The organism is Haliea atlantica (genome assembly GCF_054779855.1).
On the sequence record NZ_BAAGXL010000022.1, the window covers coordinates 27,754 to 42,618 of the forward strand.

General features: G+C 64.3%; 17 protein-coding genes and 1 tRNA gene. 4 read left to right on the forward strand and 14 right to left on the reverse strand.

Annotated features, from left to right (window positions below; all coding sequences use genetic code 11):
- Positions 1-4 precede the first annotated feature (4 nt).
- From alaC to ffh, 8 genes are all read right to left on the reverse strand, one after another.
- The gene (gene alaC / locus ACYVGS_RS14295) at positions 5-1,204 is read right to left on the reverse strand and encodes an alanine transaminase (RefSeq protein WP_460589351.1); all 1,200 of its coding nucleotides are present in this window, start codon (positions 1,202-1,204) and stop codon (positions 5-7) included.
- Positions 1,205-1,323: 119 nt separating this feature from the next.
- Positions 1,324-2,070: a DsbC family protein gene (locus ACYVGS_RS14300; protein ID WP_460589352.1), complete on the reverse strand. Its 747-nt coding sequence runs from the start codon at positions 2,068-2,070 to the stop codon at positions 1,324-1,326.
- An 80-nt stretch (positions 2,071-2,150) separates the two neighbouring features.
- Complete coding sequence (gene xerD, locus ACYVGS_RS14305; RefSeq protein ID WP_460589353.1) at positions 2,151-3,071, reverse strand: site-specific tyrosine recombinase XerD; 921 nt, start codon at positions 3,069-3,071, stop codon at positions 2,151-2,153.
- A gap of 126 nt (positions 3,072-3,197) precedes the next feature.
- Positions 3,198-3,554: a 50S ribosomal protein L19 gene (gene rplS / locus ACYVGS_RS14310; RefSeq protein WP_460589354.1), complete on the reverse strand. Its 357-nt coding sequence runs from the start codon at positions 3,552-3,554 to the stop codon at positions 3,198-3,200.
- Between the two features lie 45 nt (positions 3,555-3,599).
- Entirely contained in the window at positions 3,600-4,343 is a 744-nt protein-coding gene (trmD, locus tag ACYVGS_RS14315) for a tRNA (guanine(37)-N(1))-methyltransferase (protein ID WP_460589355.1), read from the reverse strand.
- 29 nt (positions 4,344-4,372) lie between these two features.
- The gene (gene rimM, locus ACYVGS_RS14320) at positions 4,373-4,930 is read right to left on the reverse strand and encodes a ribosome maturation factor RimM (RefSeq protein WP_460589356.1); all 558 of its coding nucleotides are present in this window, start codon (positions 4,928-4,930) and stop codon (positions 4,373-4,375) included.
- A gap of 19 nt (positions 4,931-4,949) precedes the next feature.
- The gene (rpsP, locus tag ACYVGS_RS14325) at positions 4,950-5,204 is read right to left on the reverse strand and encodes a small ribosomal subunit protein bS16 (RefSeq protein ID WP_460589357.1); all 255 of its coding nucleotides are present in this window, start codon (positions 5,202-5,204) and stop codon (positions 4,950-4,952) included.
- Between the two features lie 159 nt (positions 5,205-5,363).
- A complete protein-coding gene (ffh, locus tag ACYVGS_RS14330) occupies positions 5,364-6,743 on the reverse strand; it encodes a signal recognition particle protein (protein ID WP_460589358.1) in 1,380 nt (459 codons plus the stop codon).
- 96 nt (positions 6,744-6,839) lie between these two features.
- On the opposite strand from ffh, the gene ACYVGS_RS14335 reads away from it, so the two are divergent.
- Positions 6,840-7,643: a cytochrome C assembly family protein gene (locus ACYVGS_RS14335; RefSeq protein ID WP_460589359.1), complete on the forward strand. Its 804-nt coding sequence runs from the start codon at positions 6,840-6,842 to the stop codon at positions 7,641-7,643.
- Positions 7,644-7,725: 82 nt separating this feature from the next.
- The gene (locus ACYVGS_RS14340; protein ID WP_460589360.1) at positions 7,726-9,003 is read left to right on the forward strand and encodes an HlyC/CorC family transporter; all 1,278 of its coding nucleotides are present in this window, start codon (positions 7,726-7,728) and stop codon (positions 9,001-9,003) included.
- An 8-nt stretch (positions 9,004-9,011) separates the two neighbouring features.
- On the opposite strand, the gene ACYVGS_RS14345 is transcribed toward ACYVGS_RS14340, so the two are convergent.
- The 6 genes from ACYVGS_RS14345 to ACYVGS_RS14370 are packed head-to-tail and all read right to left on the reverse strand — an operon-like array spanning position 9,012 to position 12,839.
- Complete coding sequence (locus ACYVGS_RS14345) at positions 9,012-9,242, reverse strand: DUF1289 domain-containing protein (RefSeq protein ID WP_460589361.1); 231 nt, start codon at positions 9,240-9,242, stop codon at positions 9,012-9,014.
- Positions 9,239-9,763 carry a gamma carbonic anhydrase family protein gene (locus ACYVGS_RS14350; protein WP_460589362.1) on the reverse strand — a complete coding sequence of 175 codons (525 nt, stop codon included), beginning with the start codon at positions 9,761-9,763 and terminating at the stop codon, positions 9,239-9,241. The genes ACYVGS_RS14345 and ACYVGS_RS14350 overlap by 4 nt, the downstream gene beginning before the upstream one ends.
- Positions 9,760-10,383 (reverse strand): NUDIX hydrolase, encoded by a 624-nt coding sequence (locus ACYVGS_RS14355; RefSeq protein ID WP_460589363.1) that lies wholly within the window; start codon positions 10,381-10,383, stop codon positions 9,760-9,762. The genes ACYVGS_RS14350 and ACYVGS_RS14355 overlap by 4 nt, the downstream gene beginning before the upstream one ends.
- A complete protein-coding gene (gene tgt / locus ACYVGS_RS14360) occupies positions 10,376-11,488 on the reverse strand; it encodes a tRNA guanosine(34) transglycosylase Tgt (protein ID WP_460589364.1) in 1,113 nt (370 codons plus the stop codon). Before tgt ends, ACYVGS_RS14355 begins: the two co-directional genes overlap by 8 nt.
- Positions 11,485-12,555: an S-adenosylmethionine:tRNA ribosyltransferase-isomerase gene (queA, locus tag ACYVGS_RS14365; RefSeq protein WP_460589365.1), complete on the reverse strand. Its 1,071-nt coding sequence runs from the start codon at positions 12,553-12,555 to the stop codon at positions 11,485-11,487. Before queA ends, tgt begins: the two co-directional genes overlap by 4 nt.
- Before the next feature lie 44 nt (positions 12,556-12,599).
- A complete protein-coding gene (locus ACYVGS_RS14370; RefSeq protein WP_460589366.1) occupies positions 12,600-12,839 on the reverse strand; it encodes a hypothetical protein in 240 nt (79 codons plus the stop codon).
- Positions 12,840-13,005: 166 nt separating this feature from the next.
- Between ACYVGS_RS14370 and ACYVGS_RS14375 the strand changes: the two genes are divergently transcribed.
- Positions 13,006-13,092, forward strand: a tRNA-Leu gene (locus tag ACYVGS_RS14375).
- Positions 13,093-13,230: 138 nt separating this feature from the next.
- Positions 13,231-14,853, forward strand: coding sequence for a BCCT family transporter (locus tag ACYVGS_RS14380; protein ID WP_460589367.1), 1,623 nt, complete (start codon positions 13,231-13,233; stop codon positions 14,851-14,853).
- The last annotated feature ends 12 nt before the right edge of the window (positions 14,854-14,865 follow it).

Here is a 14,865-nt window from a genome sequence, read left to right on the forward strand (position 1 = left end):
CTCCTCACTGACCCGCCAGATGGCCATCCTGTCGGAACATGCGCTTGATATTGCGCAGTGCCTGGCGGGTACGATGTTCATTCTCGATCAGGCCGAAGCGCACGTAGCCTTCGCCATACTCACCAAAGCCCACGCCGGGGGATACCGCAACCTGTGCTTCCTGGAGCAGTTTCTTGCTGAATTCCAGCGATCCCATTTCCTGATAGAAATCGGGAATGCGCGCCCAGACAAACATGGTCGCCCGCGGCGGTGTCACCGGCCAACCCAGGGCGTTCAGACCACTGCAAAGCACGTCGCGACGGGCCTTGTACATGGCGGTAATCTCCGCCACGCAACTCTGATCCCCCTCGAGGGCCGCAATCGCCGCAACCTGGATCGGCGTGAACATGCCGTAGTCCAGGTAGGATTTGATTCGCGCCAGGGCGCCGACCAGCTCGCGGTTGCCGCAGCAGAAACCGACACGCCAGCCGGGCATATTGTAGCTCTTGGACATGCTGAAAAATTCGACTGCGACGTCGCGGGCACCTTCGACCTGCAGGATTGAGGGTGCGACATAGCCATCGAAACACAGGTCGGCATAGGCAAGATCCTGCACCACCCAGATCTGATGTTCCCGGGCAATCGCCACCACGCGCTCGTAGAACTCGAGCTCGACCACCTGCCCCGTCGGATTGGAGGGAAAACTCAGCACCAGCATTTTCGGCTTCGGCCAGCTGTTGCGGATGGCGTTTTCCAACTCGGTGAAGAAATCCTCCTCGTTGTTGCCCATGGGCACATGGCGGATATCCGCCCCGGAGATCACGAAGCCGTAGGGATGGATCGGGTACGCGGGATTGGGTACCAGGATCGCATCACCCGGCCCGGTGGTGGCAAGCGCCAGGTGCGCCAGGCCTTCCTTGGAGCCCAGGGTAACGATCGCTTCGGTTTCCGGGTCCAGGCTGACGTCATAGCGACGCTGGTACCAATCGCAGATCGCCTTGCGCAGACGCGGAATGCCCTTGGACTGGGAATAGCGGTGAGTATCGCCGCGGCGCGCGGTCTCCACCATCTTGTCGACGATGTGCTGGGGAGTCGGCTGGTCGGGGTTGCCCATGCCGAAATCGATCACATCCTGCCCCGCCGCTCGCGCCTGCTTCTTCAGCTCGCCGATGATATTGAATACATAGGGGGGCAGGCGCTCAATGCGCCGAAACTGGTTTTCCACGTCGTCTGAACCCGGTTGGGCGGTCGCGTGACCGCATATAGAAAAGGTGGCAAACAGTACTGAGTCCGCCCCCGGCTGTCAACGCGAGGGGGCGGTTGAAGGCGGTTTCGCCGCGGCAATCAGTCCAGGCCGAGGGTCACCATCAGCTCGTCGGCGGACTGGTAGCCCGGGATCATCTGTCCGCTCTCGCTAATAATCGCAGGGGTTCCGCGCACACCCAGCGCCTGCCCCAACTCGTAATGGTCGGCCACGGGCTGATCTTCGCAGAGGTTCTGCGGAAGATCTTCGCCCTGCTTCATCCGCGTGAGCGCGTCCTGCTTGTTCTCCGCGCACCAGGCCGTGGCCAGCTTGCGATAGCCCTCCGAGCCGACCCCTGCACGAGGATAGGCCGCGTAGCGTACCTCAATGCCCCGCTCGTTCAGTGCGGGTACTTCGCGGTGCAGCTTCTGGCAGTAAAAACAGGTGATGTCAGTAAACACGGTGATGTGGGCGCGGGGCTCGCCCTGCGCCGGGAAAACAATCAGCTCGTCGGTATCCAGTGCGGCCAGCTGCTTGGCGCGCTCGCCATCGCGGCGCTTCTCGGCCAGATTGACGAAACCCTTGGGTCCCACGGTAAACAGGTCCCCGACAATGAAAAAACTGCCATCGGGGGTCGAATAGACCAGCGGGCCCTCCTTGAACTGCACCTCGTAAAGGCCGGGCATCTCGCTGGCCCGCACCTCGCCCACCGTCAGGCCGCTCCCGGGAACCTCGAGTGCCTCCCGCAGGCGCTCGCGATCCGCGTCGGAAACGCCCTCGGCCCGGGCAGCCACCGGCCCCAGCAGTGCAGTCACGGTGAGTATCAGGGCAATCAATCGGGCAATCATGGTCCTTCCTCTTGTCAACAACACAGCCGTGTCACAGTCCGGCCCCGCGCTTTGGAGCCGCGGAGCCGGCACAAGTTCCATCAGCCGCGGGGATGGTGGCGGGCATGCAGATCCTGCAGGCGCTGCCGGGCCACGTGGGTGTATATCTGCGTGGTACTCAGGTCACTGTGCCCCAACAACATCTGCACCACGCGCAGGTCGGCGCCGTGGTTGAGCAAATGCGTGGCGAACGCGTGGCGCAGGGTGTGTGGCGACAACGGCGCCCGAATGCCCGCGCGCTGGGCGTAGAGTTTAATACGATACCAGAAGGCCTGGCGAGTCATCGCCGCCCCCTGCCTGCCGGGAAACAGGGCATCGCTGGGGCAGGCCCCCAATAACGCGGCGCGCGGTCCACCCAGGTATACCCGCAGCCAGGCCAGCGCCTCCTCACCCATGGGCACCAGGCGCTCCTTGCTGCCCTTGCCGACGACGCGCACCACCCCCTGATTGAAGCTGACCTGATCGACACGCAGGCCGACCAGCTCGGAGACGCGCAGGCCGCAGGCATACAGCAGCTCGAGCATGGCCCGGTCGCGGCACTCGAGGGGGCGCTCACTGTCGGGGGCTGCCAGCAGAGCCTCGACATCGCGCTCTGACAGGGACCGGGGCAGCGGCCGCCCCAGTCGCGGGCTGTCGATAGCCGCCGAGGGATCGTCGGCGAGCCGCCCCTCCCGCACCTGGTAGCGATAGAAGCCGCGCAGACACGACAGCATGCGGGCCGAGGAACGCGGCGATCGACCACTGCCCAGGCAATGGCCCAGCCAGGCCTGCAGGTCACCCGCATCCGCGTGCAGCAGACCGGGGCGACCGCGCTCGCCCAGCCAGAGACGGTACTGCATCAGGTCCCGTCGGTAGGCGGCCAGGGTGTTGTCGCTCAAGCCGCGCTCTATCCACAGCGCGTCGAGATAGGCAGCCACCTCGGCATCGACGGCAGGGGCCGGGTGTCGGGGCAGTTCACTCATGACGAAAACTGTAGCATGCACCCGTTTTCCAGGCACGAGAAAGCGCCCAGACCACCTCCCGGCGGTTTGGGCGCTTCACGGATAAGCCGACAACGCGGAGCAAAAACAGCACCGCGTGTGGGCGTCTTAGCTGGAGAGCTTTTCCTTGATGCGGGCGGCCTTGCCGGACAGCTCGCGCAGGTAGTACAGCTTGGCCTGGCGTACGTCGCCGCGACGCTTCACGGAGACACTCTCGACCAGCGGGCTGTAGGCCTGGAAGGTACGCTCCACGCCGACACCGTGGGAAATCTTGCGCACGGTGAACGCCGAGTTCAGGCCGCGGTTGCGCTTGGCAATGCAGACACCCTCGAAGGCCTGCAGACGCTCGCGGTTGCCTTCCTTGACACGCACTTGCACGACCACGGTGTCACCGGGGCTGAACTCCGGCAGGTCCTTTTGCATCTGCTCTGCATCGAGCTGGGAAATGATCTTGTTGGTGCTCATGGCGTGCTCCTGTTGTCGACTGTGCGTAGCTTCACAGCTAGCGAGTTAATCCTGTTGCTGTTCCTGGCGGTAAAGCGCCAGCAATTCCTCTTCCTCGGGTGTCATCACCCGGCCCTCGAGCAGATCCGGCCGCCGCTCCAGCGTACGACCCAGCGCCTGCTTGAGACGCCAGCGGCGGATCCGTGCATGATCCCCGCTGAGCAAAACTTCGGGTACTACACAACCCGCCCACTCTTCCGGGCGGGTATAGTGGGGGCAGTCCAGCAAACCATCGGCGAAGGAATCCTCCTGCGCCGACTGGGCGTGGCCCAGCACCCCCGGCAACTGCCGGATTACCGCGTCCATCAGGACCATGGCGGCGAGTTCACCCCCGCTCAGCACATAGTCGCCGATCGACACTTCTTCATCGACATCGGCCTGTATCACCCGCTCGTCGATGCCCTCGTAGCGCCCCGCCACCAGCACCAGAGCCGGCAGCGCGGCAAGCTCCAGCACCCTGGCGTGGGTCAGCCGACGCCCCTGGGGTGACAGGTACACCACCCTGGCCCCCTCACCGGCCTCCTGCCTGGCCTCGGCGATGGCCTGGTGCAGCGGCTCGGGCTTCATCACCATGCCCGGGCCACCGCCAAAGGGGCGATCGTCCACAGTGCGATGGCGATCGTGGGTGAAGGCCCGCGGGTTGCTAAAGGCCAGTTTTACCTGGCCCTGCTGCACCGCCCGCCCGGTCACACCGCTGTCGCTGAGGGCGGCAAACATCTCGGGAAACAGGCTGACCACACTAATATGCATGTTGCCTCGCCCACTCCACTACCCGGCGACTATTCGTCGGGGAACCAGTCCACCTCAATGCAACCCGCATCCAGATCCACCCGGGTCACGGTCTGCCCGCGCAGCCAGGGAATCAGACGTTCGCGCTGATCCAGGCTGCCCTCGCTGGGCCTGACCACCAGCACGTCGTTGGCGCCGGTGTCGATCAGGTGATCCACTTCGCCGAGCAGCACCAGCCCCTCGGGGCTGGAACACCAGACCTGGAGCCCTTCCAGCTGGTGCCAGTAGTACTCGCCCTCGTCCAGTTCCGGCAGGGCGCCCGCGGGAACGCTCACATCCAGGCCGCGATAGGTCTCGGCCTGATTGCGATCGTCGACACCGCGTATGTGTGCGACCAGCCCCTTGCCGTGACGCCGGCCGGCGTCAAACTCAATGGCTTCGTCGCCTCCCCGACGCCGGACCGTCCAGCCCGTGTAGTCGAAGAAATTTTCCATCGGCTCGGTGTAGGCGTGAACCTTCACCCAACCCTTGATTCCGTAGCAGCCCGTGATGCGACCGATAACCAGACGCCCGTCACGCTTGTCTTCGGGCACGCTGTCGTCACTCACGGACCGGGGCAGCCCGAGCTCAGGCTGCTTCGGCCTTGCCGGCTTCCTTGACCAGCGCGGCAACGCGTCCGGACAGCTGGGCACCCTGGCTCTGCCAGTAGGCGATACGCTCGGCATCCACCTTCAGGCGAACTTCCTGGCCGCGGGCGACCGGGTTGAAGAAACCTACGCGCTCGATGAAACGGCCGTCCCGGGACTGGCGGCTGTCAGTAACCGTCAGGTGGTAGAACGGGCGCTTCTTGGCGCCGCCGCGAGAGAGTCGAATTGTGACCATATTGCTCTATATTCCTGTAGTGGGGTGTCATCTGCAGCCATTACGCTGCACGATCCACAGCTGTTTCTGGCACCAGGGCCGCAAAGGTGGCGTATCATACGGAAAAACCCCCCTCAGGGAAAGCCCTGCCGGGGGGAGTTTTTTAGCACTGGCGCGGGCTTAGCGGAAGGGGAAGCCGCCACCCTGCCCGCCGCCCGGGGGCAGCATGCCGCCCATCCCGCGCATCATCTTTTCCATGCCGCCGCCCTTCATCTTCTTCATCATTTTCTGCATCTGCTTGTGCTGCTTCAGCAGACGGTTGAGATCCTGCACCTGGGTGCCGGAGCCCAGCGTGATGCGGCGCTTGCGGGAACCGCTGATGATGTCCGGATTGCGGCGCTCCTTCGGCGTCATGGAGTCGATCATCGCCTCCATGCGCTGGAACTGCTTCATGTCGAGGTTCTTCTGCGCCATCTGCGCCATGCCACCCATGCCGGGGAGCTTGTCCAGCATGCCGGTGATGCCGCCCATGCTGTTCATCTGCTGCAACTGGTCGCGAAAATCCTCGAGATCGAACTTCTTGCCCTTCTTGACCTTGCGCGCGAGCTTTTCCGCCTTCTTGCGGTCGACCTTCTGCTCCGCCTCCTCGATCAACGACAGCACGTCCCCCATACCCAGGATGCGCGAGGCAATGCGATCCGGGTGGAAGGGGTCCAGGGCCGCGGTCTTTTCACCCACCCCGAGGAACTTGATCGGCTTGCCGGTCACCGAGCGCACCGACAGGGCGGCACCCCCGCGACTGTCGGCATCCACCTTGGTCAGGATCACACCGGTCAGCGGCAGTGCCTCGCCGAAGGCCCGGGCGGTGTTGGCCGCATCCTGACCGGTCATGGCATCCACGACGAAGAGCGTCTCGGTGGGCTGGGTCACCCGGTGCAGCTCGGCAATCTCCGCCATCATGGCCTGGTCGATGGCCAGACGACCCGCGGTATCCACGATGAGCACGTCGCTGAACTTGACCCGCGCGTGCTCCATGGCCGCCCGGGCAATATCCACCGGCTTCTGCTCCGCCTGGCTGGGGAAGAAATCGACACCGACCTCCGTGGCCAGGGTCTCCAGCTGCTTGATCGCCGCCGGCCGGTAGACGTCGGCGCTGACCACCGTGACCTTCTTCTTGTCGCGCTCCCGCAGCAGCTTGGCCAGCTTGGCCACCGAGGTGGTCTTGCCCGCGCCCTGCAGACCCGCCATCAGAATCACCACGGGGGGCTGGGCAGAGAGGTCAAGGCCCTCGTTGGCCGAGCCCATCACCGCCTCCAGCTCTGCCTGCACGATCTTCAGGAAGACCTGACCCGGGCTCAGGCTGCGGGTGACCTCCTGGCCGACGGCGCGCTGCTTGACCGCCTCGACAAAGTCCTTGACCACCGGCAGCGCAACGTCCGCCTCAAGCAGGGCGCGACGCACCTCGCGCAGGGTGTCCTGGATATTCTCCTCGGTCAGCTTGGCCTTGCCGGTGATATTGCGCAGGCTCTGGGAAAGGCGTTCTGACAGACTCTCGAACATGGGAATTACTCTCGCTGGGGCTCACGCTATTGAATGTAGTGAGACAAACCGGTACAAAAGGCGCAGTATACGCCACCCGGGCCAGTCCCCCCAACCATGCCATTGTCCCTGCTCGCCATTGTCAGCGCGCTGTTGTACCTCGTCGCGGCGGGGATACAGCTGATGCACGTCCTGCAGCGCCGGCGCGGCCTCGGCCTCGGCGTGATCCTCAGTGGGAGTGTCGCCCTGCTCTGCCACGCGGCCGTGGCCTGGCAGAGCGTCGTCGACACCAGCAGCGTACACCTGGGCTTCTACAAGATTGCCGCGCTGATTTTCTTCATCATCAATCTGGCCTGCATCGTCTTTCTGTTGAAGCGACCGCTGCAGAACCTGCTGCTGGCCCTGTTGCCACTGTCCGCTGCCGCGGTACTGGTCTCCGCCTTCGCACCGGAGACCGGCCGCGCCTCCGGCCCACTGCAGGGCGGACTCCTGCTGCACGTGTCGGCCTCTTTGCTGGCCTACGCCCTGCTCACCCTGGCAGCCCTGCAGGCCGCCCTGCTGGCGGTCCAGGATCGCCAGCTGAAACACCACCATCCGACCGGCATCGTGCGCCTGCTGCCCCCCCTGCAGCTGATGGAGTCGATGCTGTTCGAGCTGCTCTGGGCCGGGGTCGTGGTCCTGGGCGCCGCCATCGTCTCGGGCTTCCTGTTTGTCGAAAACATTTTCGCCCAGCATCTGGTCCACAAAACCATACTCACCATCATCGCCTGGGTGATCTACGGCGTGCTCCTCTGGGGACACCACCAGCTGGGCTGGCGCAGCCAAACCGCCGTGCGGCTGACACTGGTGGCCTTTGTCCTGCTGGTGCTCGCCTTTTTCGGCTCCAAACTGGTCCTCGAGCTGGTTCTGCAACGCCCGTGACGCGCCCGCCGAACGGGCTTGCGGGGGCGCGGGTTTTTCTTCACCATAGCGCCTTCATTCCGGTCAAAGGTGCAATCCCGCCTTGAACGACGCTTCACTGGGTCTGCTCAGCTCAGTTCTGGTCTTTCTCATCTTCCTTTCCGCGTTCTTTTCCAGCTCGGAAACGGCAATGATGTCCCTCAACCGCTACCGGCTGAAGCACCTGCGTCAGCAGAAGCATCGGGGTGCCCGCAGGGCCAGCGAACTGCTGCAGCGACCGGATCGCCTGATCGGACTGATCCTGATCGGCAATAATCTGGTCAACATTCTCGCTTCCGCCATCGCCACCGTCCTGGCCATCCGCCTGTGGGGCGACGCCGGCATTGCCATTGCGACCATCGCCCTGACCCTGGTGATCCTGATCTTCGCCGAGATCACCCCCAAGACCCTGGCCGCCCTGCGCCCGGAGCGTATTGCCTTTCCCGCCAGCGTGATCCTGCTGCCGCTGATGAAGGTCATGTACCCGGTGGTCTGGGCGGTGAATTTTGTCACCAATGGCCTGATGCGCCTGCTCGGCACCGACCCGGCAGCGGGGCAGGAGGAACACCTGTCCTCCGAGGAGCTGCGCACCATCGTCAACGAGGCCGGGCCGCTGATTCCCTCGGCGCACCGGGGCATGCTGCTGAATATCCTCGACCTCGAGGAAATGTCGGTGGACGACGTGATGGTGCCGCGCAACGAGGTCTTCGGCATCGATCTCGACGAGGACGACGACACCATCCTGCGCGCCCTGCAGACCAGCACGCACACCCGCCTGCCGGTGTGGCGCGACGACGTCAACAATATTGTCGGCGTGCTGCACATGCGCAATCTGAGCCGGATCCTCGACCGCCAGGGCCTCGATCGCGCCGCGCTGGAACGGGAGATGGACCCACCCTACTTCATCCCCGAGGGCACGCCGCTGCACACCCAGCTGCTGCACTTCCAGCGCAACAAGCTGCGTTTGGCCATTGTGGTGGATGAATATGGCGACGTGATGGGCATTGTCGCCCTGGAGGACATACTCGAGGAGATCGTCGGCGAGTTCACCTCCAAGTTGAGTGACACCGGCGACAGCATTTTCCCCCAGCGCGATGGCAGCCACCTGATCACCGGGGGCGCCAATATCCGCGATGTCAACAAGGCCCTCAACTGGGACCTGCCGACCGACGGCCCCAAGACCCTCAGTGGCCTGATCCTGGAATACCTGGAGTCCTTCCCCGACGGCAACGTCTGCCTGCGCATCGACGGCTACCAGCTGGAGGTACTGGAGCTGCAGGGGAATGTGGTGCAATCGGTGCGGGTCAGCCACCCGCGCCGGAGTGGCGCGCGCACAAACTGACCCGCGGACTAACGCAGCCCGGTTGGCCAATCGGCCAGTCGGCGCTCCCGGGTACGGTCGAGAATCGCCTGCTTCTCCGCCGGGCTGGCCATGAACCAGTCGGTTATTTCAGTGGCGCTGCGGTAGCAGCCGACACAGACATCGTCCTCATTCAGGGCACAAATGGAGACACAGGGTGACGCCGGCTCGACTGCGAGGGGACGCCCCTTGTCACCGTCCTGCTGTTTGTCGTGACTCACGGCTGCTCCTCCAGGCCCTCCAGGAAGGCCGCGGCGTTACGCACGTAATGCTCGGCATTGAGCGCCAGGGCCGCCTGCTCCTCCTCGCTGAACTGGCGGCGCACCTTGGCCGGCGCACCCAGTACCAGGCTGCCATCGGGGACCTCCATGCCCTCGGTAACCAGCGCACCCGCGCCAATCAGGCAGTTACGGCCGATACGGGCGCCGTTCAGGACCACCGCGGCAATCCCCACCAGGCTGCCGTCACCCACGCTGCAGCCGTGGAGCATGGCATTGTGGCCCACGGTGACGTTCTCGCCGACCACCAGGGGGTAACCCGGGTCCGCATGCAGCACCGACCCGTCCTGGATGTTGCTGCCGGGGCCGATATCGATACGCTCCACATCCCCGCGCAGCACACAACCGAACCAGACACTGCTGCGGTCGCGCAGGGTAACCTGCCCGATCACCGCGGCATTGGGTGCGATGAAATGACCGTCGCCCTCCAGGGTCACCCGGTGACCATTGAGACTGTACTTCACGTCTTTTCCTCCTCGAAGACATCCGGGGCCAGGCCCGCTTGCAGGCCGATATTGACCAGTTCCAGCAGCACCCGGGCCGAGGTTCCCCATACGGTATCACGGGCCAGGTGGAAATGCGGCACCCGGACCGGGAGCCCGGTCTCCGGGTCGGGGAAGACCCGGCTGTGCCAGCCCTCACGGTGAAAAAACTGCTCCAGTCGCGGCAACAGCAATTCGGCGACCTCCCCCGGGTCCGCTCGCAGGGGCAGGCCCGGGTCAATGACCGCCACACAGGGATAAATGCGATACCCGCTGCGGGTGACCAGGGGCGGTAGTTCCCCGAGGGGCTCGACGGCGTCCGGTGGACAACCCACCTCCTCCTCGGCCTCCCGCAGGGCGGTGTCCCAGGGGCTGTGGTCACCGGGCTCACGCTTGCCGCCGGGAAAGGCCACCTCCCCGGGATGCAAGGGGAGGTGCAGGGCGCGGCGGCCAAGCAGCACCCGGGGACACGGCTCCCGGGTCAGGGCTACCAGCACACCCGCCAGGCGCCCACTACCCGACCATGCGGCGCGGTGCAGGGGCAGCGCCTGCCGCAGGCGCTCGAAGATTTCCGCCGCGGCACTGTGATCGGGCTCAGGCACCCTCGGCCTGCTCCGCGTAGAAGCGGGCGGCAAAGGCATCCAGGCAGCCCTCGACGATAGCCTGGCGGATACCCGCCATGTGCCGCTGGTAGTAGCGCAGGTTGTGCAGGGTGTTCAGCTGGGAACCCAGAATCTCGTTGCACTCGTCCAGGTGGTGCAGGTAGGCGCGGCTGAAGTTCTGGCAGGTGTAGCAGTCGCAGGCCTCGTCCAGGGGCAGCGTACTGGTCTTATGCCGGGCGTTGCGCAGCTTGAGCACCCCTTTCGAGGTAAAAATGTGGCCGTTGCGAGCGTTGCGGGTAGGCATCACACAGTCGAACATGTCCACCCCGCGACGCACCCCTTCCAGCAGGTCGGCGGGCGTACCCACGCCCATCAGGTAGCGCGGCTTGTCCTCGGGCAGGTGCGGCTGCAGGGCATCCAGCACCTTGAGCATCTCGCCCTTGGGTTCGCCGACCGAGAGCCCGCCAATCGCGTAGCCGTCGAAGCCGATATCCACCAGGCCCGCCAGGGAGGCCTCGCGCAGGGCCGGGTACATGCCCCCCTGCACAATGCCGAACAGTGCAGCGAGACTGTCGCCGTGGGCCGCCTTGCTGCGCGCGGCCCAGCGCAGGGACAGCTCCATGGAAGCGCGGGCCTCGGCTTCGGTGGCCGGATAAGGGGTGCACTCATCGAAGATCATGACGATATCTGCGCCCAGGCTGCGCTGGATGGCCATGGACGTCTCCGGGTCGAGGAAGACCCGGGCACCATCCACCGGGCTCTGAAACTTGACCCCCGCCTCGGAGATCTTGCGCATGGCCCCCAGGCTGAACACCTGGAAGCCGCCGGAGTCGGTCAGGATCGGGCCACTCCAGCCCATGAAGTCGTGCAGGTCACCGTGCTGCTCGATAATGTCGGTACCGGGACGCAACCAAAGGTGGAAGGTGTTCCCGAGAATGATCTCGGCGCCGATCTCGTGAATATCGCGGGGAAGCATGCCCTTGACCGTGCCGTAGGTGCCCACGGGCATGAAGGCCGGCGTTTCCACCGTACCCCGGGGAAAGTGCAGGCGCCCGCGACGGGCAGCGCCGTCGCCGGCCAGATTCTCGAAACGCAGGTGACTCATCGGGGCTCCAGGGAGTCGGGGCGGGGGGTGAGGAACATGGCATCGCCGTAGCTGAAAAAGCGGTAGCGCTGGGCGATGGCCTCGGCGTAGGCGGCGAGGACCGCTTCGCGCCCGGCGAAGGCGGACACCAGCATCACCAGGGTGGATTCCGGCAGGTGAAAATTGGTCACCAGGGCGTCCACCACACGGAAGCGGTAGCCCGGGTAAATGAAGATATCGGTATCCCCGGTCATCGGGGCCACCCGCCCCTTGCCACAGGCCGCCGACTCCAGCGAGCGTACCGCGGTGGTTCCCACGGCAACCACGCGACCGCCGCGGGCGCGGCAGGCCTCCACCGCAGCACAGACCTGCTCGTCCACTTCCAGGTACTCGGCGTGCATGTGGTGGTCTTCGATATTGTCCGTCCGCACGGGCTGGAAGGTTCCCGCGCCGACATGCAGGGTGACCGCGGCCCGGTGCACACCCTGTGCATCGAGCTGCGCCAACAGGCTGTCAGTGAAATGCAGACCCGCCGTGGGGGCTGCCACCGCCCCCTCTTTCTCCGCATAAACGGTCTGGTAGCGCGACTGATCAAGCTGTTCGTCCTCGCGCGCGATATAGGGCGGCAGAGGCATGTGGCCTATCTGATTGAGCAGCGCGGTAAGAGGGCTGCCATCGGGCGTGCGCAAACAGAACAGTGCGCCCTCCCGGCCAGTGACCTCGAGCTGCCAGGGTCCGGGCTCCTCGCCCTCGCGCTCCGCGAGCAGCAGCGTCGTGCCGGGCTTGGGCGACTTGCTGCTGCGAATATGCGCCAGGGCGGTATCCACGCCGGTGAGGCGCTCGATGAGAATCTCCACGCGCCCACCGCTGGATTTCTGACCCCACAGGCGCGCGGGGATCACACGGGTGTTGTTGAAGACCAGAAGATCCTCGGGGCGCAGCAGTTCGGGCAGGTCGGTAAACCGGCGGTGAGCCACCGCACCACTGGCACCTTCCAGGCACAGCAGACGGCTGGCGCCGCGTTCAGGCAGGGGGTGCTGGGCAATCAGCTCGGGGGGCAGGTCGTAGAAAAAGTCGCTCTTGCGCATGGGAATGGGGCCTGTGCGGGCACAGGCCCGGATCGGACAATGATTTACTCGGCGTCTGCCTCGCCTTCGGCGGCGGTCTCAGCGGCCTCGCCCGCGCCCTCTTCTTCCACCGGCTCTTCCGCGGGCTTCGGTGCGGGCACCTTGATCAGGCCCTCGGCAGCCAGGACTGCGACTTTCTCCTCGCCATTGACCGGCTTGCGCTCGGCATCCTTGACCGCGTAGCGATTGTCGCCGCGCTGGTAGATGCGGTGAGACTCGGTTTTCTTGATCAGCTTAAGCGCCATGATCCTTTCTCCTTAGCCAAGGTACTCAGAAAACACCCCGGTCACGGGGCAGTCGCGAAGTTTACAGGCAAACATCGCCAAGGTTAAGGCGACGGCAATTGAATTGCGCGGCCGGATTGCTATAATCCGCCCTCTTCCCGACCCTCCCTGGGGTCGTTCCCGCCCTGCCGGAGTGGTGAAATTGGTAGACACGTCGGATTCAAAATCCGATGCGGTAAAACGCGTGCCGGTTCGAGTCCGGCCTCCGGTACCAATTCAAGAACATCGTTGCTGTGGTCAATCCACGCGTGCCGGCCGAAGCGTCGGACCGTCGACTCCGGCCTTGCATTCCTGGCCCCAAGCTTCACCATTGTCGACGGTGAATGCACACACTTGCGGAAGGAAGCGCGGCATGCAAAAGCGACCAGGGTGGGTTTTCTATATTTCTCTGCTGCTGCTGGTGACCTTCGTCGGGGTGGGCGTGGGCCTGCCCGAGGAGCTTGCCGAGGGAGCTGATACCGCGCTGCATTTCACCACCGATCACTTCGGCTGGATGTACCTGTTCGTCACCACAGGCTTCCTGCTTTTCTGCGTGGGTATCGCTCTTTCCGATTACGGACAGATACGCCTCGGGGCGGACGGGGAGGCACCGGAATTCCCCTACCTCGCCTGGCTGGGCATGATCTTCTCGGCGGGTATGGGGGTCGGCCTGGTGTTCTGGGGGGTTGCCGAACCCATGACCCACTACAACGACCCACCGCTGGGCCAGGCCGTCGCCGAATCCCCCGAAGCGGCCAGGCTCGGCATGCAGTATGCGCTGTTTCACTGGGGCTTTCACCAGTGGGCCAACTTCGCCATCGTCGGTCTGGCGATTGCCTACGTCCGCTTTCGGCGCCAGCGAGCCGGCCTGATCAGTGAGACCTTCCGCGCCAGCCTGGGCGATCGCGTGGACGGCCCCGTCGGCCATGGCATCAATATCCTGGCGGTGGTTTCCACGGTCTTCGGCGTCGCCACCACACTGGGGCTGGGTATCATCCAGATCAACAGTGGCCTGGGGGCCGTCAGCGAGGTAGCCTTCGGCACCACCCAGCAACTGGCTATTCTGGGCGGCGTGGCGGTGGTGTTTCTGCTCTGCTCACTGATGCCACTGGAAAGCGGTGTACGCTATGTCAGTGACGCCAATATGCTGCTCGCCGCCGCCCTGCTGGTGTTTGTCTTTTTCGCCGGGCCAACTGACTTCATCACTGCCGCAATGACCAATGCCATCGGTGACTATTTCAGCAACATGATGGGCATGAGCCTGGTCATGTCACCCTATACCGGCGAGGACTGGGTGGAGCGCTGGACCATTTTTTACTGGGCCTGGGGTCTTTCCTGGGCTCCCTTTGTCGGCAGTTTCATTGCGCGAATTTCCCGCGGGCGCACCATACGCGAGTTTATCCTCGGTGTTATCGGCATGCCTGTACTGCTCAGCGTGGTGTGGTTCGCCACCTTTGGCGGTTCGGCACTGTACTACGAGCTATTCGAAGGTGCCGGCATCGGCGAAGCGGTTCACGCCGAAATCAGCTCTGGCCTTTTTCTGACACTGAACTCACTGCCTTTCCCTGAGCTGCTGGGCATTCTGGTGCTGGTACTGATCGTGCTCTTCGTCATCACTTCCGCAAACTCAGCAACCTTCGTACTGGGGATGTTTACCGGCAAAGGGGTCCTGACGCCCAGCCGCTGGCTACGGGTGATCTGGGGACTGGTTCAGGTCATGGTAGCTGGCATACTACTGCTCAGTGGTGGCCTGGCGGCTCTTCAGACCATGTCCATTCTTGCGGCTTTTCCCTTCATGATACTGATGGTTTTCATGGCCGCGGCACTGCTCCGATCCCTGCGCGACGAGCAGCGCCAACAACAACTGCATGCCGCCCTGCTAGCGGAACGCATGCAGCGAATGCTTGAGGACTATGAGGCAAGGCAGCGGGACGAGCAAAACCCGGCGCCCGTCGCCGGAGGGAGCGACGACACATCATACCGGCACCTGCAATGACCCGCGGGAGCG